At 55.9% G+C, this 21,597-nt stretch carries 27 protein-coding genes; 14 read left to right on the forward strand and 13 right to left on the reverse strand.

The genetic code is table 11. From position 1 onward, the window contains the following. Positions 1–320: 320 nt before the first annotated feature. The 6 genes from OS190_RS11375 to OS190_RS11400 form a co-directional block, all read right to left on the reverse strand. Complete coding sequence (locus OS190_RS11375; protein WP_267158831.1) at positions 321–1,118, reverse strand: ABC transporter substrate-binding protein; 798 nt, start codon at positions 1,116–1,118, stop codon at positions 321–323. Beyond that, the gene (locus OS190_RS11380; protein WP_267158832.1) at positions 1,115–1,831 is read right to left on the reverse strand and encodes an ABC transporter ATP-binding protein; all 717 of its coding nucleotides are present in this window, start codon (positions 1,829–1,831) and stop codon (positions 1,115–1,117) included. Before OS190_RS11380 ends, OS190_RS11375 begins: the two co-directional genes overlap by 4 nt. Then, positions 1,825–2,529 carry an ABC transporter permease gene (locus OS190_RS11385; RefSeq protein WP_267158833.1) on the reverse strand — a complete coding sequence of 235 codons (705 nt, stop codon included), beginning with the start codon at positions 2,527–2,529 and terminating at the stop codon, positions 1,825–1,827. The genes OS190_RS11380 and OS190_RS11385 overlap by 7 nt, the downstream gene beginning before the upstream one ends. 565 nt (positions 2,530–3,094) lie before the next feature. Next, complete coding sequence (locus tag OS190_RS11390) at positions 3,095–3,856, reverse strand: formylglycine-generating enzyme family protein (protein ID WP_267158834.1); 762 nt, start codon at positions 3,854–3,856, stop codon at positions 3,095–3,097. A 21-nt stretch (positions 3,857–3,877) separates the two neighbouring features. Then, positions 3,878–5,095, reverse strand: coding sequence for a copper-containing nitrite reductase (gene nirK / locus OS190_RS11395; RefSeq protein WP_267158835.1), 1,218 nt, complete (start codon positions 5,093–5,095; stop codon positions 3,878–3,880). Between the two features lie 60 nt (positions 5,096–5,155). Further along, entirely contained in the window at positions 5,156–5,587 is a 432-nt protein-coding gene (locus OS190_RS11400; RefSeq protein ID WP_267158836.1) for a pseudoazurin, read from the reverse strand. 142 nt (positions 5,588–5,729) lie between these two features. Here OS190_RS11400 and OS190_RS11405 point away from each other — a divergent pair, with 142 nt between their 5' ends. Next, on the forward strand, positions 5,730–6,443 hold the full coding sequence (locus OS190_RS11405; protein ID WP_267158837.1) for a Crp/Fnr family transcriptional regulator: 714 nt from the start codon (positions 5,730–5,732) through the stop codon (positions 6,441–6,443). On the opposite strand, the gene OS190_RS11410 is transcribed toward OS190_RS11405, so the two are convergent. After that, positions 6,391–6,693, reverse strand: a complete 303-nt coding sequence (locus OS190_RS11410; protein WP_416237398.1) for a DUF1858 domain-containing protein — start codon at positions 6,691–6,693, stop codon at positions 6,391–6,393. The two genes, OS190_RS11405 and OS190_RS11410, sit on opposite strands and share 53 nt — an antisense overlap. A 75-nt stretch (positions 6,694–6,768) precedes the next feature. On the opposite strand from OS190_RS11410, the gene OS190_RS11415 reads away from it, so the two are divergent. From OS190_RS11415 to OS190_RS11455, 9 genes are read left to right on the forward strand one after another with little or no spacing between them, the layout of a single operon-like run. After that, a complete protein-coding gene (locus OS190_RS11415; protein WP_267158839.1) occupies positions 6,769–7,221 on the forward strand; it encodes a c-type cytochrome in 453 nt (150 codons plus the stop codon). 12 nt (positions 7,222–7,233) lie between these two features. Beyond that, positions 7,234–8,583 carry a cbb3-type cytochrome c oxidase subunit I gene (locus OS190_RS11420; protein WP_267158840.1) on the forward strand — a complete coding sequence of 450 codons (1,350 nt, stop codon included), beginning with the start codon at positions 7,234–7,236 and terminating at the stop codon, positions 8,581–8,583. Between the two features lie 2 nt (positions 8,584–8,585). Continuing rightward, a complete protein-coding gene (locus OS190_RS11425; protein WP_267158841.1) occupies positions 8,586–9,383 on the forward strand; it encodes a CbbQ/NirQ/NorQ/GpvN family protein in 798 nt (265 codons plus the stop codon). A 10-nt stretch (positions 9,384–9,393) separates the two neighbouring features. Further along, entirely contained in the window at positions 9,394–11,271 is a 1,878-nt protein-coding gene (locus OS190_RS11430; RefSeq protein ID WP_267158842.1) for a nitric oxide reductase activation protein NorD, read from the forward strand. A 1-nt stretch (position 11,272) separates the two neighbouring features. Beyond that, complete coding sequence (locus OS190_RS11435) at positions 11,273–11,446, forward strand: protein NnrT (RefSeq protein WP_267158843.1); 174 nt, start codon at positions 11,273–11,275, stop codon at positions 11,444–11,446. Then, a complete protein-coding gene (locus tag OS190_RS11440) occupies positions 11,443–11,682 on the forward strand; it encodes an NnrT protein (protein ID WP_267158844.1) in 240 nt (79 codons plus the stop codon). Before OS190_RS11435 ends, OS190_RS11440 begins: the two co-directional genes overlap by 4 nt. Next, positions 11,679–11,930: a DUF6522 family protein gene (locus tag OS190_RS11445; RefSeq protein ID WP_267158845.1), complete on the forward strand. Its 252-nt coding sequence runs from the start codon at positions 11,679–11,681 to the stop codon at positions 11,928–11,930. The genes OS190_RS11440 and OS190_RS11445 overlap by 4 nt, the downstream gene beginning before the upstream one ends. 2 nt (positions 11,931–11,932) lie before the next feature. Next, entirely contained in the window at positions 11,933–13,138 is a 1,206-nt protein-coding gene (locus tag OS190_RS11450) for an NnrS family protein (RefSeq protein WP_267158846.1), read from the forward strand. Next, a complete protein-coding gene (locus tag OS190_RS11455; protein WP_267158847.1) occupies positions 13,135–13,812 on the forward strand; it encodes an NnrU family protein in 678 nt (225 codons plus the stop codon). Before OS190_RS11450 ends, OS190_RS11455 begins: the two co-directional genes overlap by 4 nt. 6 nt (positions 13,813–13,818) lie before the next feature. Here the strand turns inward: OS190_RS11455 and OS190_RS11460 are convergent, their stop codons facing one another. Then, on the reverse strand, positions 13,819–14,247 hold the full coding sequence (locus OS190_RS11460) for an RrF2 family transcriptional regulator (protein WP_267158848.1): 429 nt from the start codon (positions 14,245–14,247) through the stop codon (positions 13,819–13,821). Between the two features lie 81 nt (positions 14,248–14,328). Here OS190_RS11460 and OS190_RS11465 point away from each other — a divergent pair, with 81 nt between their 5' ends. Together OS190_RS11465 and OS190_RS11470 are read left to right on the forward strand one after the other, a co-directional pair. Continuing rightward, positions 14,329–14,484 carry a hypothetical protein gene (locus tag OS190_RS11465; protein WP_267158849.1) on the forward strand — a complete coding sequence of 52 codons (156 nt, stop codon included), beginning with the start codon at positions 14,329–14,331 and terminating at the stop codon, positions 14,482–14,484. Between the two features lie 2 nt (positions 14,485–14,486). After that, positions 14,487–14,882, forward strand: coding sequence for a group III truncated hemoglobin (locus tag OS190_RS11470; protein WP_267158850.1), 396 nt, complete (start codon positions 14,487–14,489; stop codon positions 14,880–14,882). 194 nt (positions 14,883–15,076) lie between these two features. Here OS190_RS11470 and OS190_RS11475 read toward each other — a convergent pair whose 3' ends face one another. From OS190_RS11475 to OS190_RS11495, 5 genes are all read right to left on the reverse strand, one after another. Further along, positions 15,077–15,490 carry a DUF7282 domain-containing protein gene (locus OS190_RS11475; protein WP_267158851.1) on the reverse strand — a complete coding sequence of 138 codons (414 nt, stop codon included), beginning with the start codon at positions 15,488–15,490 and terminating at the stop codon, positions 15,077–15,079. Between the two features lie 210 nt (positions 15,491–15,700). Further along, complete coding sequence (locus OS190_RS11480) at positions 15,701–16,312, reverse strand: TetR/AcrR family transcriptional regulator (protein WP_267158852.1); 612 nt, start codon at positions 16,310–16,312, stop codon at positions 15,701–15,703. Positions 16,313–16,371: 59 nt separating this feature from the next. Further along, the gene (locus OS190_RS11485) at positions 16,372–18,093 is read right to left on the reverse strand and encodes an aldehyde dehydrogenase family protein (protein WP_267158853.1); all 1,722 of its coding nucleotides are present in this window, start codon (positions 18,091–18,093) and stop codon (positions 16,372–16,374) included. A 28-nt stretch (positions 18,094–18,121) separates the two neighbouring features. Further along, on the reverse strand, positions 18,122–19,738 hold the full coding sequence (locus OS190_RS11490; RefSeq protein ID WP_267158854.1) for a GMC family oxidoreductase: 1,617 nt from the start codon (positions 19,736–19,738) through the stop codon (positions 18,122–18,124). Positions 19,739–19,954: 216 nt separating this feature from the next. Beyond that, on the reverse strand, positions 19,955–20,683 hold the full coding sequence (locus tag OS190_RS11495) for a Crp/Fnr family transcriptional regulator (RefSeq protein WP_267158855.1): 729 nt from the start codon (positions 20,681–20,683) through the stop codon (positions 19,955–19,957). A gap of 242 nt (positions 20,684–20,925) precedes the next feature. Here OS190_RS11495 and OS190_RS11500 point away from each other — a divergent pair, with 242 nt between their 5' ends. Together OS190_RS11500 and OS190_RS11505 are read left to right on the forward strand one after the other, a co-directional pair. Beyond that, positions 20,926–21,249: a glycine zipper domain-containing protein gene (locus OS190_RS11500; RefSeq protein WP_267158856.1), complete on the forward strand. Its 324-nt coding sequence runs from the start codon at positions 20,926–20,928 to the stop codon at positions 21,247–21,249. Between the two features lie 3 nt (positions 21,250–21,252). Continuing rightward, positions 21,253–21,585, forward strand: a complete 333-nt coding sequence (locus tag OS190_RS11505; protein ID WP_267158857.1) for a phage holin family protein — start codon at positions 21,253–21,255, stop codon at positions 21,583–21,585. The last annotated feature ends 12 nt before the right edge of the window (positions 21,586–21,597 follow it).

The raw sequence follows: 21,597 nt of genomic DNA on the forward strand, positions 1-21,597 counted from the left end.
GGCGTGGGAGAGTAGGTCATCGCCAAACCTAACAAGAACTCAGAAACATAAATATCTCTCTAACGATAAAAATACAAAAAAATCAAACGGTGTGAGCGCGGTGAACTGTTGTCGTCGCTCTTTTTCGCGTAAGCGTAAGAGGCGAAACAGAATTACCGGGATGATACCGTGGTCCGCAAGGGTTTCGCCGCAGTGCCAGTACGGTCAGCGTCAATTATGACAGGGCTGGTCAATGCGGAAACAACAGAACCGTCAAAGTTGGTCTTCGGACACAAGGATCTGGTTAGCGGTCTTACCCAAAGGTGGGTCTGGTTGATGGCCTATTTCTGTGCATTGAAAATAAATAATGCTTCACCGTTGATCCTGTAGTCGTTGATCAGGCGTTCTGCAGTCGGCCCTGTGAGCCAGTTCTCCAGACGTTGGCTCGCCTCGGCCTTAACATGCGGATGCCGTTGTGGGTCTATCGGGAGATAGGCATATTGATTGAACAGGACCGGGTCGCCGGAAAACAACAGGGCAAGCGATCCCTTGTTACCAAACTTAAGCCAGCTGGCCCGGTCTGAGAGAATATAGGCATTCAGCCCGGTTGCCGTGTTCAGGCTGGCACCCATACCTGATCCTACGGCTTTGTACCATGTACCGAAGTGATCAGGATCAAGCGAGGCGGCCAGCCAGAGGGCGCGTTCCTTTTTATGGGTGCCACTGTCGTCACCACGGCTGACAAAATTTGGCTTATGCAAGGCGATGTGTTGCAGCGCATCGATTGCATCATCTGCCTGGCGGATCCCGGCGGGGTCGTTCTGTGGACCAACAAAAACAAAGTCATTATACATGATTTCGCGACGATAGGGGGCAAATCCCCTGGCGATGAAGGCATCCTCTGCGCTGCGGGAATGCACGAGGATCGCGTCAACATCCCCTGCTTCGCCCAGGCGCAGTGCCTGTCCGGTGCCAACCACCAGCAGTTGCACCTCTAGCCCGGTTTCCTGAAACAGGATCGGCAACAAAACATCAGATAAGCCGGAATTGTGGAAACTGGTTGTGACGGCAAGCTTCATGGTTTCGGCGTTTGCTGTGGCACCGAAGAGGCAAGCAACAAGAGCTAGAACACGGATCATTCGACAATATCTCCCTGAAAAAATGCTTTGGCTTCGGCTGTGGCAGGAGCCGAAAGAAAATCGGGTGTTGGGCCATGATCGTGTATACGGCCATTCAACAAAAAAACCGCATCACTGGCAAGGCGACGGGCCTGCCCGAGATCATGAGTAGTCATTATGACGCGGGTGCCTGTCCGGTTGGCATGCTGCAGGACGGTTTCAATCTCTCGAGTGGAGCGTCCGTCAAGATTGGCACAGGGTTCGTCGAGAAAGAGGACCTTGGGCTTGCGGATCAAGGCGCGGCCAAGGGCGAGTTTTTGTTTCTCGCCGCCTGATAAACGCGGGGCAGGGTGGTCCAGCATGGTTGCCAGACCAATCCGTTCGCTCCATTCGAGAACCTTGCTTGCGATCACCGGTTTGGGCAGCCCGAGTAGTTGGAGTGGATAGCCCAGATTTTGCCGGACCGACCGGCGCAACATCACCGGGCGCTGAAAAACATAGGCCTGCATTTGTTGCGCCTTGCCCTCTGATATGGACCACTTCACAGACCCGGTGCTGATACGTTCGATGCCGTGCAGCACCTTGAGAAGGGTGGTTTTGCCCGCACCGTTGGGGCCGAGTACGATGGTGAACCCGCTGCCCGACAATTCGAGATTGATCGGCCCCAGTATGGTTTTGCCGCGCCTTTTGACAGAGACCTCTTTCAGGCGCAGGGACAGATCCTGCTCTACCATATGCGATCTCTTTCGGTTCTGGACAGGGAATGGATTGTAAAGTTCACCAGCAAGGCGAGGGCGATCAAGACAAAGCCCAAACCCAGCGCGAGGGCGAAATCGCCCTTGCCGGTTTCCAGAGCAATCGCAGTAGTTAGGACCCTTGTGGCATGGTCGATGTTGCCGCCAACAATCATGATCGCGCCGACTTCGCCTATGGCGCGTCCGAAGCCGGCCAGCGCGCCTGTGAGCAACGCCCTGCGCCCGTCCCAGATCAGCGTGGCTATGCGTTGACGGTTACTGGTGTTCAGCGAGATCAGCAGGTCGTGATATTCCGACCAGAGTTCACGCATTGCCTGATGGGTAATTGACGCGATCAGCGGCGTTATGATGATGACCTGCGCGATGATCATTGCCGCAGGTGTAAAGAGCAACCCAAGCACGCCAAAGGGGCCGGAACGGGACAGCAACAAATAGACGATCAGCCCGACAACGACAGGTGGCAGCCCCATCAGGGCATTTAATGTTGCAATCGTGGCGCGACGAAACCGGAAGCGGCGGATGGCAAGCCATGTCCCGAAGGGCAAGGCAAGGCACGAAGCGATCACCAGTGCGGACAGGCTGACCTGAAGCGAGCGCAAGGTGATCTCGACCAGATCGGGATCAAGCGTAACAATTAGCCGAAAAGCTGCCAGAAGTCCGGCCCAGATGTCGTTCATATGTGAACCTGTCCTACCAGCCGGGCCGCGTCACCGAACGGGGAAATGCGCCGTGCCCGCGGTGCGATCCTGACTGAAAATTCCGAGAACCCGGAGGATCATGTTCATGCCGACCGCGTTCAAGTCAATTGTTAGAAATGCAATCAACATGGTTTTCATGGCAATCCTTTCTGTAGGCTGCAGGGGTCGAGGGTGGCGCGTCGCCGTGACCCGCTGACTTGCATTTCATGGCTCCTGCGACGCGGGCACAACATGAATCGGCAGGCGTGGATGTTTTTGTTTCAGCATGGTGTGGGGTATTTGTCGCCTCGTCCCGGATCGCATGATGTTTGCGTGCTTCTTGTTCGCTGGCCGAAGTCATGGCGTCAGCAGCGTCTTCCATGCTTACCGTACTGATGTCGTGACGGGCAAGGATAACAGTTGGCAGAAAGAAACGGACACAGGCAATTCATGACTGTTTGTCGGGAGGGGGATGCCGGTTTGATCGCGGCCAGGGTTAGGGGCATCGGCGCTGGACGCGAAATCTGTTGGAAACGTCAGAATACTTTTCGAAGAACAAGGGACACTAAACCCCTTTGGGTGCCACATCCGATACCAGCCGCATGCCCAGATGTGCGGGTGGCGCGCCAACGGCACAGCCGCCACGGGCAGGATCGCGCTCCAGAAAGGAAATGGCGGCGATATGTTCCCCGCCGACAAAGAAGGCGGGGCAGCGATCGCGCGACGGGATACCGTCAGACACCCCGGCGTAACAATCCGATGTCCATTCCCAGACGCTCCCGTTCAGATCGACGATTCCGGTTGAGGTGGTCGCAAAGGCACCTTGTTCGCGCAGGGTCCGTTTGGTCCTCGGGGTGGTGAGATAGGCAGAAGCCCAGGTCAGTTCCGGCGCGGTAAAGATCGGGTCCGGCTCCTGGGGGAGGACCTCTGCGGCCATATGTTCCCATTCCGCTAATGTCGGCAGGCGAAAATCATGGCCGGTCACGCGATTGATCCAGGCAAGATACTGGCCAGCATCCGCATGGGACAACCCAGTGGCCGGTGTTGACTGCCCATCCTTGCCGGCAGGGGCACGCAACACAAGACTGCAGGCACCGGCATCGTGACAGAGATTCCATTCGGCGATGGTCACTTCGTATTTCTGGACAAAGACCCTCCTGTTGTCAGGCATCGTGACCGGGCGTGGTGCCAGTGTTGGCAATAGCGACAAATCGATGTCGCGCTGGTCAAGCTGCTGGACACCTACAAGACCCAGCCCAATAATGGCCGCCAGCCCCGCAAACATCGCGGCAAGGCGTCGTTTGGTTGTCGGGGAGGCGGTCTTCATTGTCGTGCTCCTTTACCGTGTTCAGGTTGCAAATTCCCGAGGCGCGACGACCTGTTCCATCAAGGTATTGTCCCATTCACCTTCGACCACGAAATGTGCAGTGGCACCCAGCAGCGCGGCCTCGATCAGGTTGTGGTTCACATAGGCGTAGACCCCTGGTTGCTCGAAGGTATAGAGCGCTGCTGCAGCGCTGCCGCCGCGCACGAACCATGTCTCCATGTCGGTATGGGGCGCGTCACTGAACGAAGTTTCCCAGACATAGCTGCCGTGCCCGCCGATCAGGTGTGGACGGCTGTCGCGGTTGGCCTGGTTGTGGATCATCAGGACGGTTTCACCAACCTTGCTTTTCAAGGCGTTTTCGCCAGTCAGGGCACCGACGGCTCCGTTGAACACCGAATGGGTCGGGGTCAATGTGCGCATGGCTTCGATGCTGTCTGAATAGTCATCGCCCGCGGATTCGTAAGTGCGGTAATCGCCGTTTTCGTCCATCGGCAGGTAGTAGTCCTGTTCGCCGATATAGGCGATGGAATCATAGATAAGCCGGTTCCCGTCCTTGTCCTTGAGGCCGTCGCGCGGCAAGACCATGACGGCACCGTTCATCCCGTGGCAGACGTGATAGGGGATCATCGCGCCGCCTGGGGCGCAGTGATAGGTAAAGCAGCCAGGTTTGGTCGCCTTCCAGCGCAGCACGGTTTCCTCGCCGGGATAAACGTGGGTCAAGCCGCCGCCGCCCAGGGCACCGGTTGACGCGTGAAAGTCGATATTATGCTCCATCTGGCTGTCTATGGGATTGCGCAGGGTCAGTTCGACCATGTCGCCCTCGTGGCAGATGATCAACGGACCGGGAACCGAGCCGTTGTAGGTCAGCGCCCAGATACTGGCACCTGTGTCTTCGTCCACCACCATCAAGCGCTCAGTGGTGTCCATGGTGATCTCGATGATTTTGGGGCCACCGGTTGCAACCTGTTCATGCACCGGCGCGAAGGGCGGCGGAACCAAATCCATCTTGACGCGGGTATAGCCGGACAGATCGGCAGGCTTTGCTGTGCTGTCCTTGGTTACCTTGTCCGCAGTCCTGTACAAGTTGGCGGAAGCTGCATTTGCAATTTGCATCCTGGGGGCACGTGTAGAGGCCAGGGTGCTGGCACCGGTCATGGCTGCCGCACCGGCAAGGACAGATCCACGCAAGACATTGCGGCGGCTGGTTTTCATAAGGCCAGGATTGATAAATTTGGTCATTTTTTCCTCCATCGGAAAAGTGGTGCGGCGCCGAAAACGGATGGCACCGCGAAATTCGCGCTACAGCTTGCCAAGCTGTTCTTCGAAACGCTCTTTGGCTTTTTTCGGAACGCGGCCTTCAAAGAAATCATCGGGTGTCGCATCGGCGTCACCGACTTCGATGGTCATCACCATGCCCATGGCATAATGGGGTTTGCACATGATGCCGTAGACGCCTTCGACATCGAATGTGGCCTCGACTTCCTTGTTCATCTTGCCTTTGAAGCTTTCGGCACCTTCAGGCATCATGCCTTCAATGCTTTCTGCGTTGTGCCCCTTGTCTGTGGGCAGGAACAGGACGGAATCACCTACGGCAATTTGCAGGAAAGAAGGTTCGAAAATCATTTTCCCTTCTGCCCCTTTATTGAGCATTTTTACCTCATGGGTTTCCGCCAGGGCGGTTGTGGAAAGGGCAAGTCCCAAGGCGAGAGTAGTTAATGTTGTGCGAAGCATTGTTTTATCCTTTCAAGTGCTGTTGGGCAGTGATTAACACTCCGCTTGCGACACTCTTTGCGCTGGGACAAACAAATGGCAGTGTGTTGTCGAATGTGATCAATTCAATGGCCAGCGAAGGTAGCCTGTGCAAAGAACCGATATGAGAAACGCTAGACCCCAATCGCGGCTCGACGAGAGCCTGCTGACCAACGTACCGCCGTTTTCAAAACTGGAAACGCGCCAGATCCGCGAGATCCTGGATCTCGCCAGTTCGCGTCGTTACAGCGAAGGTACGACCGTGTTCCAGGAAGGCGAGGATGCCGACCGCTTTTTTATGTTGTTGGACGGATATATCCGCGTGGTGCGCATCACGCCGGGAGGGGAGCAGGTGATCGCGTTGCACATTCCGAGCGGACAGCTTTTTGGCATTGCCAAGGCGCTGGGTCACACAACCTATCCCGCCACGGCTGTTACGGCGGCCGAATCCATTGCCTTGTCGTGGCCGACGCGGTTGTGGGAACAATTTGTGACGGAATATGACGGATTTGCCAGTGAGACTTACAAGACGGTAGGCATCCGGGTGGCCGAAATGAATAACCGCATTATGGAAATGGCGACGCAGCAAGTTGAACAGCGCATTGCCAAATCACTGCTCAGGCTTATCAACCAGACCGGGCGCAAGGTTGCGACCGGGATCGAGATCGATTTCCCGATCACCCGTCAGGATCTGTCAGAAATGACGGGGAGCACATTGCATACGGTCAGCCGTACCTTGAGTGCCTGGGAAAAGCAGGGGATGGTGTCGAGTGGCCGCAAACGGATCACCGTTTGTGAACCTCACGAGCTGGTCTTGCTGGCAGAGGCAACGGGTTAACGGCCTGGTGCAGCTCTAAATAAAATTCATCTATATCCAATCCGTATTCGGCGCAGGCATCCATGACCGTGTGGAATGGGTTTACCATACATCCCACGCAGAGCATCCTGTGACGGATGAAGACTGCCACGGTTTCCGGCCAGTTTGACATCAGCATATTCAGCGATAAGTCGGGATCATCCAGACGTTTTGCGTGCATGACGGCCTCTCTTTCAGCCCCGCAGCCTACCATCGCAAAGTTGAGAAACATTGCGCTGGCGCAAACTTCATCCCGACGTCCCGCGGTATCTGAGGGAAATCCAATAATGATCGGGGGCCGCGCAAGATGGCTGAGTTTCTAACTAAAACGAGGGCACGCAATGTGTTCTACGGCGGGTCGATTTTTTTCGTCGTCGTCTTTATCGCGCTCAGCGCGCAGAGCCACAAATATGTGGTGGATGTATCTACGGCTGGCATGCCGCTGACTGACGAGGTGATCCTGGGCAAACACGTCTGGGAACGGCATTCCTGCATCAACTGTCATACGCTGCATGGCGAGGGGGCCTATTTCGCGCCCGAGGTCGGCAATGTGATGACACGTTGGGGTGTTCAGGATGAACCGGAAGAAGCATTCGAAGTGCTGAAAGGCTGGATGGAAGCCCAGCCCAGCGGCATCGAAGGGCGGCGCCAGATGCCTCAATTCAACCTCACCGATGAAGAGCTTCGTGCATTGGCCGAATTTTTGCGCTGGGCTGATCAGACAGACACACAAGGCTGGCCGCCAAATGATGCGGGCTAAGGGGAAAGTTTCATGAAATATCAATCACAAAGAGTGGCTTATGCCTATTTTGTCTGCGCGATGGCCCTGTTCGGGATTCAGGTGTTGGGCGGGCTTCTGGTCGGCTGGATATATGTGTCTCCCAACTTCCTGTCGGAGCTTTTGCCGTTCAACATCGTCCGAATGATTCATACCAATGCACTTATCGTCTGGCTGTTGCTGGGCTTTTTCGGTGCGGCATATTTTCTGGTACCCGAAGAATCCGAGCGCGAACTCTATTCGGTCAAACTGGCCTATCTGCAACTGGCTCTCCTGATGGTGGGAACCCTGGGTGCCGTCGGGTCCTACCTTGTTGGAATTCACGGCGGACGCGAGTTTCTTGAGCAACCGCTTTGGGTCAAATTCGGTATTCTGGTTGCTGCATTGATCTTCTTGTTCAACATTTCGATGACGGTTCTGGCAGGCAAGAAGACTGCGATTACCAACGTCCTGTTGATGGGGCTTTGGCTGCTGTCGCTGTTGTGGATTTTTGCCTTTATCAACCCCAATAACTTGTCACTGGACAAGATGTATTGGTGGTTTGTTGTGCATCTCTGGGTCGAAGCGACCTGGGAACTTGTCATGGCGGCGATCCTTGCCTTCCTGTTGCTCAAGCTGACCGGTGTTGACCGCGAGGTGGTGGAAAAATGGCTGTACGTCATTGTGGCCACCGCGCTCTTCTCGGGCATTCTTGGCACGGGGCACCATTTCTACTGGATCGGTCTGCCGGGATACTGGCAGTGGATTGGCTCCATCTTCTCGACCTTCGAAGTTGTGCCCTTTTTCCTGATGATGTCCTTTGCCTTTGTCATGGTCTGGAAGGGCAAGCGGAACCACCCCAACAAGGCAGCGCTGCTGTGGTCGCTGGGGTCCAGTACGGTTGCATTCTTTGGCGCAGGCGTCTGGGGTTTTCTGCATACGCTGCACGGCGTCAACTTTTACAGCCACGGCACACAGATCACCGCGGCGCATGGCCACCTGTCGTTTTATGGTGCCTATGTGGCATTGAACCTCGCGATCTTTAGCTATGCGATGCCGTTGTTGCGTCAACGCCAGCCGTATAATCAGGTTCTGAATATGGCCAGTTTCTGGCTGATGACAGGCGGTATGGCCTTTATGACTTTTGTGCTGACCTTTGCCGGGACCATCCAGACCCATATGCAACGCGTTGTGGGTGACTACTATATGGAGGTACAGGATAGCCTGTCGATATTCTATCTGATGCGTTTTGGTGCCGGTCTGGCCGTTGTGATCGGTGCACTGCTGTTCATCTATTCGCAACTGGTAATCCGTAACCGCGAAATTATCGAACCCGGTCCGAATGTGACCGTTCCGGGAGAGTGATCATGAAGGATTATATCACAACATCCGAAGTGCCGCATTATGCCCCGTCCGGGCGCGAATGCGAGTTGTTTGAAACGGCATATGACAATGGTTTGCCCCTTCTTTTGAAGGGGCCGACCGGCTGCGGCAAAACACGGTTCGTTGAACATATGGCGGCAAAACTGGGCAAGCCCCTGTTTACCGTGGCTTGCCATGACGATTTGTCCGCGGCGGATTTGGTCGGACGCTATCTGCTCAAAGGGGGGGAGACCGTATGGGTTGATGGCCCGCTGACCCGCGCCGTGCGCGAAGGTGGTATTTGTTATCTCGATGAGGTCATCGAAGCGCGCAAGGATGTGACTGTTGTGCTGCACCCGTTGACCGATAACCGTCGCACCTTGATGATCGACCGTACTGGTGAAGAACTGTTGGCTCCCAAGGATTTTATGCTGGTGGCGAGCTATAACCCTGGCTACCAGAATGTGTTGAAGCGGATGAAACCATCGACCCGGCAGCGTTTTCTTTCGGTGACTTTCGAATTCCCGAAACCCGAACTGGAACTGGCGGTGGTTGTGGGCGAAAGCGGTCTGGAAGAAGGGCGCGTTGCACCGCTGGTGCGACTGGCGGGACATATCCGTGCGCTTTCCGGCATGGATCTGGAAGAGGGGGTATCGACCCGTTTGCTGATCTATGCGGCGACGTTGATGGCTGGTGGCATGGGGGTGATACAGGCGATCGAGGCTGCGATCATCGAACCGCTGAGTGACGATGAAGATGTGCAGACCGCACTGCGGGACCTTGTTTCGACGGTCTACGGATAGGGGGTGCATCATGCATTTGATGGATCTGATGGAACCCGAGGAAACCATTGGCAACCTCTGGCACGATTTGGCCAACGGCATGGGGGCTGATCGGCTTTACCCTGAGGCGGTCGTGACATTTGATCAGATCCGTCCGAGTCTCGCCATGTTGTTTCGCGCCCTGGGGGGCGAAGCAGGTGTCGAGATTGGCGAGGCTGCAGCGACGATTGTCCGCCATCGCCGCAGCATGCAGCGCAAATTGGGTACTGAACGGGAAAAGGAATATGTCGCGCGTTTCGATGGCGAACGGTTGCGCCTGCCGCCCTTCATCGCCACATTTGCGCATGCGACACTGAACCGTGCCGCTTATTTCTGGCTGGTTGCCCTTGCGGCCAAGGCCAAGGTTCCACCGGTCGCATCCAATAGGGTGATGGATGACTTTGCACAAATCCGGGCGAATGGCATGGCGGGAGAGCAGGTTTTCGAGATCTGCCCGGGCCTGCGCGATGCCTATGTCCAGATGTGTGAGAACGTTCTTGTTGCGCGTTCGACGTTGCGCCTGCCAGAAACAGAGGCGGCGATGGAACAGGTGGTGCGCGACCAGTTGAATGGCGTTGTGCCACAGCTGCCACAGGCCGAGAATGACCGGCGCTATCTTTCCTATTTACCCGTGCCCTTCTGGTTGCGCTTTGGCACGTCCCAGGCGGGCGAAGCGGCCGTACATGCTCAAGAAGATGCCGCGCCGCCACCAGTCGCCGCGACGACACCTCGCAAATTGGGGAATCGGAAAGATCGCGACGAAGCCAACCGCAAGGACAGCTTTATTCTGCACCGTTTTGAATCAATCCTGTCCTGGGTTGAATCGATGAATTTGAATCGCAGTGTCGATGATGACGACGACCAGAACGCGCAAAAGGCTGCTGATGATCAGGACGACATCACATTGTCCAAAGTGAACAAGCGTGCGGCCACGCGTCTGCGACTGCATCTGGATTTATCTCCGGCAGATGCTGATCATGAAAACTTGGCAGGGGAATTCACCTATCCTGAATGGAACCACCGTAGTCAGATCTATATGGAGGCTCATACCCGCGTATTGGATGCACCTGCCTTGCCGGATGCCGAAAACGGCTTTGTGCCAAATGCGTCCCGGATCCGAGAGGTGCGCAGACAGTTCGAAACACTGCGACCGCGCCGTATCTTGAAGCCGCGCCAGATCGATGGTTCCGACCTTGATCTGGATGCCCTGATTACCACACAGGTGGATCTGAAGGCGACAGGCCAGGGAAGTGACCGTATATGGCAGTCGGCCCGCCAGATCGACCGGGATCTTGCCGTGGCTTTCCTGATCGATACCTCCCGGTCCACGGAGGCCGCCGTGGGTGAAACCAGCGTGATTGATGTGGCCCGCGAGGCGCTGGCCGCCCTTGCCGCCGGTATTGATGCGGCGGGTGACACTTTGGGCATCTGGGGGTTTTCATCGTTGCGCCGTGATCGCGTGTTTCTGACCCGGTGCAAAGGTTTTGAGGACAAGTTCGGTCCCTCCATAACCGATAATATTTGTGCATTGCGCCCCGGCCATTATACCCGCCTGGGTGCTGCAATCCGACATACTTCGGCGATGCTTGCGCAGCAGATGGCTTCGCGCAAGCTGTTGATCGTACTGACGGACGGCAAACCGAATGACCTGGACCATTACGAGGGCCAGCACGGGGTCGAAGACAGTCGCATGGCGGTGCGCGAAGCGCGCCGGAGCGGGCAATCGCTGCACGGTGTCATCATTGACGAAGACGGGCAGGACTGGTTCGCACGCATTTTCGGGCGGGGCGGGTTCAGTCTGTTGTCCACTCCCGAAAAGCTGCCCCGGACCTTGCCTGATATTTACCGTACACTCACCCAGGAGACTTGAAATGCGTTATCTCACAACTTTGCTTCTGTTGCTGGCCGTCCCTGCCTGGGGTGCCAGCTATGAGCGGCCGATTCCGCAGGTCCAGTCGGCCACCGCGGAGATGTGGTTTGCCATTGCTTCTCTGGCTTTGATTGGCGCGTTGTGGCTGGTGCATCATCTGGTGATGCGCAAATGAAAACCGCGGGCTGGTCATCGCGGCGCATCGCGCTGGTACTTTACCCCTTTGCGGCTGGTGCTGCGGGGGTGAATGTGTTTTTCGCGGCGCTGATCGGCAGTTGGATGGGCGGCCCGGTCTTGTCGACCACATGGTCATTTGCATTGGGGTGCCTGATCGGGGTGCCGGCAACGATTGCATTTTCACATCATATCAAGCGATTGATGGATATTGCCGAAGGAAAGGCCACAAAATGATGATTTCCATGACCGAAGGGCAACCGGTAATTGACGCCCATGATTTGGGGCCGCTTCTGGGCCTTGAGCCGGCGCAAGTTCCAGTAAAGATGCGCAGTGGCGAGATCACCAGCCGCTTTGAAACCGGCGCGCAGGAGGATGCCGGTCGGTTCCGGCTGACATTTTACCACAACGGCACGCGCCTGCGATTGACCTGCGCCCAGGATGGTAGCGTCTTGTCGACCAGCCGAGCCCCTGTTGGAAAATAGCAATGGCACAATCGACATCTGAACAAATGCGCCAATGGCGCGGTCCCGCGGTCCTGAGTTTCGGGTTCCGGCCGCTGTTCTTTCTCGCTGCGCTTTGGGCGGCCGGTGCAATGGTGGCTTGGGTCCTGATGCTTAGCGGGCGGTTCGCGCTGCCGACGCGGTTCGATCCTGTCACCTGGCATGCTCATGAATTCCTGTTTGGCTATCTTGGCGCAGTGATCGGGGGTTTCTTGCTGACGGCGGTGCCGAACTGGACCGGACGCTTGCCCGTGGTGGGCTGGTCACTTGGCGGATTGGCGTTTCTTTGGGTGGTGGGACGGTTGTGCGTTGCCCTGTCGTTATATTTGTCACCAGTATCTGTCGCCCTCGGTGATATGGCGTTTCTTCTGGCCTTGTCGTTGGTGATCCTTCGGGAAATCGTTGTTGGCAAGAACTGGCGCAACCTGCCGGTGCTGGCCTTGATCGGGGTGTTCCTGATTGCCAACCTGTTGTTTCATCTTCAGGCGGCAGAGGACGGATTTGCAGCGCAGGGATTTGCCCAGCGTCTTGGTCTGGCTGTGGTTCTGATGCTGATTTCAGTGATTGGTGGGAGGATCATCCCGTCTTTTACACGAAACTGGCTGGTTAAACGTGGCGCAACGACCATGCCCGCCCCACCGATGCAGTGGTTCGACAAAGCCTGTCTGGTTGTTACGTTTGCCATTCTGTTGCTTTGGGGATTTGCGCCTTTGCATGTGGTGACCGGGGCGTTGATGCTGATCCTGAGCGGACTGCACATAGCGCGGCTGGCGCGCTGGCGGGGTTTGCAGACCTTGGTTGATCCGATGCTATGGGTGTTGCATGTTGCCTATGGCTTCCTGCCCTTTGGGGCGCTTGCCATGGCAGTGTCGATACTGATGCCAGAGATGCTGTCGCAGGCAGCGGCATTGCATGTCTGGACGGCGGGAACCGTTGGGTTGATGACCGTCGCGGTAATGACACGAGCGACACGGGGTCATGCGGGCGAGGAGCTGCAAGCGGATCGGTCAACGGTCGTGATTTATTTGGCCTTGATCGGATCGGTCCTGTTGCGGGTCTGTGCGGACAGCTTTGCCGGTGTGCGGGATCATATGCTGCATGGTTCGGCCCTGTTGTGGTGTGTTTCCTTTGCTCTTTTCCTGATCGCCTATGGGCCCATGCTCCTGCGTGCGAGGCGGGAAAGATCATGACAGGCTGGATTGACTTTGCGGCTGTTCTGGCGGCCTTTTTCCTGAGTCATTCGATACCCGTTCGGCCGCGCATACGCCATTTGCTTGTCCGGGCGCTGGGCGAACGGGGGTTTACAATCGTCTATTCTCTGTTGTCGCTAGGTATGCTTGCCGCGGTTATTGTGGCGGCGGGCCGGGCACCTTTTGTGCTGTTATGGCCGCAAGCACCCTGGCAGCATCATGTAGTTCTGACTGGGATGTTCGTCGTCTGCTTGATTCTTGCCTTTGGCCTTGGGCAGCCCAATCCCTTTTCCTTTGGCAGTGCGCATAATGACCGGTTTGATCCGCAACACCCCGGCATCGTCCGCTGGATCCGTCACCCTGTTCTTGTCGGTCTCGGGCTTTGGGCTTTGCTGCATATGCTGCCCAACGGTGATCTGGCCCATGTTATTCTGTTCGGCATTTTCGCAGGCTTTGCGTGGGTAGGTCGCAAGATCATTGACCGACGCAAGCAGCGCGAGATGACAAGGGAGCGATGGCACGCGATTCAGGCCGAAATCAAGAACAGCCCGCCAAGGAAAATGCGGGGCAACCTGTCCTGGGTAATGGTCCGCAGTGTCTTGGCTGTTGGTGTTTTTGCCCTGCTTTTGGCATTTCACAGCTACGTCATCGGCGTGTCGGTTGTTGAGTTCTAGACGCGGTTATTTCTTGAGCAAGGCGGCGAGTGCGCCGGATGGTTGCACCACATCCGCGAGGGTATAGCCATCAAGCGTTGCAAAAAACGCCTCCTGTGCGCGCGACAGAGGGTCACGCAATCCACATGCAGGCAGGATCAGGCATGATTTGTCAGTTCCGAAACATTCGACAACCGGATCATTGCGCTTCATGGCGCGCACGACTGCGCCGATGCTGATCCGTTCCGCCGACCGTCCCAGGGTCAGACCGCCATTTCGTCCGCGTTCGGATTCTGCAAAGCCTTCCGCGACAAGCTGTGTGGCGACCTTGGACAGATGGTGTTCGGACAATCCGTAAAGGGATGCAATTTTGGATGTCGGCACCCGAGCGGGCGCATGCACAGCCAAGGTCATCAAGACCCTCAGAGCGTAATCAGTGAATTTGTCCAGTTGCATGTTTTTATATTTAGCATTTGAAATACGGAATTAAAAGCGTTAGATAATGCGCATGTGGAATACCAGATAAGGAAGATTCTCATGACGCTTTCCGAAGCCTTTCTATGGCCGGGTACCAAAGTTTGCGAAAGACTGGGCGTTGACCCGGAGGGGGAAGCAGGATTGATCCGCTGGTTGGTCAACACGCTTGTCTATCTGGTGCTTTGCCTTGTTTTTGTCTGGATATTCGTAGTGTGAACATGCCGCCACGTATACCCGTCACGCCGGCCCAGATCGAGGCAGTTGTGGCACAATTCTATGCAGCTGTCCGCATGGACCCGATATTGGGACCGGTCTTTGCCAGGCATGTGGCGGACTGGCCATCGCATGAGGCAAAGATTGTGCGGTTCTGGCGAAATGCGCTCTTGTTGGAGCGGTGCTATGATGGGAATCCGATGCAGGTGCATGCTGCCGCCGGAAACGTCAAGCCGGACCATTTCGTGGTTTGGCTGTCCCTGTTCGAAAAAGTGCTCCACGAGGAACTGCCGCCCGCGCTTGCACAGTCCTGGTCACTGCTCGCGCAACGGATAGGACGCGGGTTGAGTTATGGCCTGCCCCAGTCAACCGGTGTGAACGCCCCGCCTGTTCTGGGGTGATGGAACAGGCACGTTGAGATCTGGATTGCCTGACCCATGCGGCTTCAGAGTGTCAAAAACACCGAAAAATTGATTTAGCCAGACTTGCGACATCGATCTTCCTCTGCCGGTCTTGTTTGATCGGCAGAGGAAATTTGTTGTGGACGTGATGTGCACATCCCGATGTGGATGAGGAAACGCCCGAAGCCCGTCGTTTATTCAGCGGTGATCACGGACATGACCAATGCGCCGTCGATCTTGATTGGACCGTCTTCTTTGGCACCGAGGGTATATTCGAACCCGCCGGTTTTCATGCCACCTGTTTCAGCGTGAACCATCAGCATCAGCATGTCTCCGGCTTTGACTTCTTCTGTCAGGATCGCGGCGACATCCATGTTTTCGCCCATGCGCAAGGGTGCATATCCGACAACGGGACCAGGCTTCATCGTGCTATCTGTCCGGTGCACGACCATCCAGCCGTTTTCTGCGGCGACAACCTTGTCAGCGCTGACGACACCGTTTGCTACCGACTGGTTACTGGCGTCGACAGCGGGAACCGGTGCATGACCATCTGCAAAAGAGGCTGTTGCAAGTACGCTCAAAGCGAGTGCTGATACGAAATTTTTCATTGGTGTCTCCATGTTGTTTGATGAACAGAAAGCCCATCAGAGTAACGAAGCCACGCAATACCGGTTCAGGAAGTTTCACGCCCTGCGAAAAAACCTTTCCGGGGGCGCTGTAATCGAGGGATTGGTGTTGGTGCCTACCTGCAAATGCACACTGACAGACGGTAGTCAGCCGATGGTGACCGAGGATAGGCAACACGGCGATAGCCGCGCTCAGAGGACCTGTTCCAGCACCGCCTTGAGTATATCCTTGAGTGCAGAGGCGCTGCGTTTCGTGGTGCCAAGTTGGTCCTGCAACAGGAAGCGGAACACACCGTCAAGCAGCGCATATTGTACGTCGATCTGTGCCGGGGCGGTGTGCCCGGCGCGCTCGAAGGCAAGCGCAACAACAGCGGCAAGCATAGCCTCGATTTCGGACGTAACCGGGCGGAAGGTCTCATCAAACAGGGCCTGATTGCGGATGTCGTACCACAGCCGATGCGTCATTGAGTCCTTAGCAATCGAGATGGCCAGCGCCCCTGACAAAGCATCAATGACCGCCGCGCGGCCGGTTGCTTGTTTCAGCTTGGTTGTGATTTCGCCAACGAATTCCTGTTTGTAGATCCGCACACAATAAATAATCAGATCCGACCGGTCTTCGAAATAATAATGCAGAATGCCCAACGACATATCGCTTTTTGCGGCGATGTCGCGCAAACTGGTGTTGGCATAGCCGAGTTCCTGCAATGCCGTGATGGCACTGGCCGCAATCTGACGTTTCTTTTCGTCACGCTTTGCAGACTTGCGTTCTGCACGGGCTTTGAGTTTGGCGGGCATTTCGTTCATGATACTACGTAGGTGTCATAGCGGGCCGGATGCAAGATCACAAACGGCCCGATGTCCCCTTATCCCAGCAATGCGTTCAAAAAGATGCGCGGCAGCTTGAACCAGCTTGGTCTATATTGAAAGGCCGTGAGAAGGCGGCCAACCTTGTCCTGTTTGCGGTTGGTGATGAACCACGGCGGACGCGGCAGAAGCGTGAACTGGCCGGACAACAGCCCGCGTGGAAATGGCCGCCATGGTGCCTGAATCACCACGCGTTCCGTATTTTCGAGCATGAACGTGTTGTGCACGGTTCCGATGCCTGATTGCACATCCTGTGGTGTGTGACCGGGGAATGCCCCCCAGGGGCATGCAGTTGCCAGAAAGGCCAGACCGGTCCAGGCATTGACCGCAATGGTGCCATAGCGCAGGTCTGCGATGATCTCCTCGAACCGTTGCGTGCCAATCTCGCTCATGGTTTTGGGATGAATCAGGATATTCGCGCCAAGGGTGCCATGCAGTTGATCATTGGCATAGGTGATGGCGTTGCGCAGGTAGGTTTCCGCATCGGGTGCATCCATGTCATGAGTTGACATCGCGGGTGCAAAAACCTCGTTGTTGCGGAACCATTCGCTGTCATCGGCGTCATTGATGACAAGCGAGGGCGCAGTTCCCCGCGGCACCTCCTTCATGGCTTTTGCCTTGCCCCTAAAGGTATCCAGACGGTCCATTGCGCCGGGGTAATATGCCCCGCGGGTAGACTTGCGCGCCACGGAACCGATGTTGGACAACAGTGTTTGGGCCTTGTCCCAGCCCTTTGGCATGATCAGAACCTGACAGGCAACGCAGTTAAAGCCGGAGTTGTGCAATTTATGGGTGGCGATATGTTCGGCCTGAAACTGCAAATCGGCATCTGACCAAGGGCCGGGTACGACGATGGTGGGGCACACGGCACCCAGTTCGGAAGTGAACCTTTTGTTGTTTTTTGGAGTGTTCGCCTTGCGGTTCTCTTCGCCTTCGGCTCCTGTCCCCCAGACAATTGCATCGTGAGTCGAACCTGCGCCGGTGACATGCAGCTCTTCGACATTCTCATGGGTCGTAAGATAGGCACCAGCGGATCCGTCGCCCTTGACGATGCGCAGGGCATCACGGTCGATCAGGGGTTTGAGCGCTGCGTTCAGATATTCGGTCAGGTAGTCATTGACCGGGTTCATTTTGAGAATGACCACCTGATTTTCCAGGAACAGCTTTTGGAACACGTCCAATGGTGCGATCGAAGCGATATTGCCAGCCCCCAGAATCAGCGCGACCTTGCCCTTGCGTTCGGCCAGGGGAATATCATAGGCCAGCGCCGCATGTTCATGCATGTTTGTCGGTGTCACCCCTTGCTGCATCCAGATTTCGGCTGTGACGCCGGACAGCAGCAAATGATCCCAGATTGAATGTGGCATGACCTTTACAGCGGTTTGACCGGTCACAAGTTTGCGTGTGGGCAGATGTTTCAGGAACTCCTTGTTTTCCATTTGGCTGAGGGTCAGCATCAGGCCGTTACATGCGGACATGACCGCATAGGGGCCGGAAGTCCATTCCTCGCCCGCCAGAGGAGATCCATTGGGTATCTGCTTTTTGCGTGCAGCGGTTTCGGCCCAGCCTGCGGCAACGTCCATCAGGCAGTCTTTGACCTGTTGCAATAGCGCGATGCGTTCCGCGATGCTGGTGCGCGCCCAGGTGTCTTTTGCGGCGTCGAGCGCATCGAGTGCTGCGTCGTATTCCTCGATGTGGGAAGTCATCATAGCACCGTCCATTGCATTCTCCTTTTGAATTAGATTGCCGCTATGCGGCGTATTCTGCCTTGATCATATCGGCACATTTTTCCGCGATCATGATGGTCGGGGCATTTGTGTTGCCCCCGATCAGGGTGGGCATGACCGACGCATCCACGACACGCAGGCCTTGCATGCCGTGCACTTTGAGGGTCGGGTCGACAACGGCCATGTCATCTGTGCCCATTTTACAGGTGCCGACCGGGTGATAAATTGTATCGGCGCGGGCGCGGATATGAGTTTCCCATTCGGCGTCGGTCATATTGTCCTTGAGGTCGAATAGCTCGCGTTTGGCGTATGCGCCCAATGGTTCGGCCTGCATGATTTCTCGGGTCATCTTGGCACCCGCGATCATTGTTTCGAGGTCGCGGCGGTCCGACAGAAATTTCGGATCGATGCCGGGATCAGCCAAAGGATCAGCGCTGTTCAGGAATACTTCGCCGCGGCTATGAGGGCGCAACGCGCAGACGTGACAACCGTATCCATAGCCCAGATGGAGGCGACGGGCATGGTCATCTACAACAGAGATGACAAAATGCAATTGTACGTCGGGCCGTGACAGCGTTGTTTCTGTCTTGAGAAAAGCCGCCCCTTCGGCAAAGGGGGTAGCGATCATGCCCGTGCCCTTGCGCCACCACTTGTAGATTGCCGCCGTGAGCCGTGCGGTGCCGGTAAGCCCGATGCCAAAGTTGTCTGTGTCATTGGTCTTGTAACTGAGCGTGAAATCCAAATGGTCCTGGAGGTTTTGTCCGACACCTTGAAGTTCGTGCACCATTTTGATGCCATGCTGGGTAATATCCTGCGGTCGTCCGACGCCTGACAATTGCAACAGCTGTGGTGATTGAAATGCGCCGCCTGACAGTATGACTTCCTTGTGGGCGTGCACCTGTTTGTCTGCGCCACCCTGACGATAGGCCACACCGGTGGCGCGTTTGCCGTCAAACAGGATTTTTGTTGCGCGCGCCTTGGTGATGACGGTCAGATTTGCGCGGTTCATGACCGGATGCAAATACCCGGCCGCTGCTGAACAGCGCTCTCCATTTCTGGCTTTGTCGTGAAATTGGGTAACCTGGAACAGGCCGACGCCTTCGTTCTCACCATCGTTGAAATCCTTCCGCTGGCGGATCTGTTTCCTGGTCGCGGCTTCGACAAAAGCCTGGGTGATCGGTCGTGGACTTTTCTGATCTGAGACCTGAAGTGGGCCAGCATTGCCGTGCGCGTCATCGGCACCGCGTTCGTTGTTCTCCGATTTCTTGAAGTAGGGCAGGCAATCGTCCCATGACCAGCCCTTGCAGCCGAGTTCGGCCCAATCATCATAGTCTGACTTGTGGCCGCGGATGTAGAGCATGGCGTTGATTGCGGACGACCCGCCAAGTGCCCGTCCGCGTGGTTGATAGCCGCGCCGCCCCTTGAGTCCTGGTTGGGGAACCGTGTTGAACGCCCAATTGAAGAGTTTGCCATACCCCGGCAACACCGCCACCACACCAGCGGGTGCGCGCAACAGAATGTTTGTTCCCTTGCCGCCGGCTTCTATCAGACAAACGCTGACATTGGGGTCTTCGCTTAGTCGGGCGGCCATTGTCGAGCCGGCGGAGCCGCCACCGATGATTACAAAGTCAAACTTCATACCGTTCCTCCCAAAACGCGGTATTTTCACAGGCAGTCCGTTTCAGGCGGATTGCATGCGCAGGCCAAGTGAAACCGGATAGAAAATAATGAACAGTCTTCCTGTACAGATGTCCAGAAAAAATGCGCAATAAAAGGCGGGCTGATAACCCAGCCTCAAAAATCGCTAAAGAAATGACGTTCCCCCAGCTTCAGGACAGCACGGCCGTATGCCGTATTAGAGGATGGGACGTTCTTTCGGAAGGTCGACGGTTGTAAGACCAATTTCAGCAAGTTTCTTGAGATTGTGCAGATGTACTTCTCCGTCGGCCCAACCAAGTAGTTGCTTGGATTTCAGACCGGCGATCGTTTTATTGGTATGCACCAGCGATAGACCCAGAGCATCTGCGAGATCTTGCTGGCGAAAGGGGAATTTTATGGAATTGCCATTTGTCAGTCCGCTGGCCTGCATACGCAAATAGATCCGGACCAAGGCCCAGGCAATTGCCTGAACCGCTGTCCGTTGCCCGACTGTGGTCAGGGCCTCACCCATGAAGTGTTCTTCGATTGCAGCGAGCCATGCCAGCTCGAATCCCCGTTCGGGATCTGCCTTGATGAAGGACCAGAGTTCATTTCGGTCAAAAACGCACAAGGTGAGTTTTGTTGTTGCCTCAACGGAATGGCCCATTTCCCCCATGACGCCGGCCTGAAGGCCAAGGAAATCGCCAGGGAAGACAAAGCTGATGACCTGTCGTTGACCGTTTGACAGCAGACGGTAGCGCAATCCCATGCCATGCAGGATTGTGTAAAGCTGTGGGCTGTTCGATCCCTGCAGCAAGATGGGCGTGCCTGCATCCACCACCATCTCACCTACTTTAAATCTTTGAATTTCAGCAACTTGACTGCTGTTCATCTTGGCGAAGAGGTCTTTGCGCCGCAGCGGACAATGTTCGCATTTCGTTGCCATGTTGATGCTATCCTTTTGATCAAGCGCAGGCCCAGCGGGCAGAGCCGGTTCATGGTACTGCAATGCCATGCCTAACCATACCTGTTATGACGCAAGATCACCGCGAAATGGCGTTACTTTGCATGCCCGCATCAGCCGCATTCGAATCTTGCAAACTGCAGGGAACGATTTCGTTTCCGGGGCGTTGTAACCCTGAATGCGTCACTTGATCACGCAAAATTGACGAAGAAGAGGATTTGGACATGAATGCGAAGACGAAAACAAATGCCAACGCCACGCCGGCAGATGTAGCTGAACAGATGGAAATCCTGCGGACCGATATTGGTGCGCTGACTGCCACTGTGTCCGAACTGGCGCAGATCAAGGGCAGCGAGCTATCGCAAACTGCCAAAGACCAGATTTCGGCGGTGAAAGATTCCGCTGTGCATCAAGTTGACGCGGCACGAAAGCAGGCCATGCAGTTGCATGATCAGGCGGATGAGTTTGCCCGCACACAACCTGCGGCCGCACTTGGGATCGCGGCAGGTCTGGGATTCCTGGTCGGCATGATGATGTCGCGGAAATAACCCATGCGCTCGATCAAACAAAAAGCGGCGCGCACCGCCAAACGTGCGGGCCTTTTGACCGGGGCTGGCGTTTTGATGATTGTCGGAACCGGCTTTCTGACATTGGCAGCCTGGCTGTATCTCACTGTCGGATTTTCGCCAATGGAGGCGGCGCTGATCATCGCGGCTGTCTATTTTGGTACGGGCCTTTTGTTGATCGGTCTCGGGGCGAGGGAAGATCACGACGCGGATATGAGGACAGATGCCCAGCCCGCGCCACCCCCGGAGGCACCACCACTGGTACAGGCGTTCCTGTTCGGAATGCAGGCCGGCACGAATTCGGGCCGGAAACGTTGATTTACGATGCTG

It is taken from the genome of Sulfitobacter sp. F26204 (genome assembly GCF_026410305.1).
GTDB lineage: Bacteria > Pseudomonadota > Alphaproteobacteria > Rhodobacterales > Rhodobacteraceae > Sulfitobacter.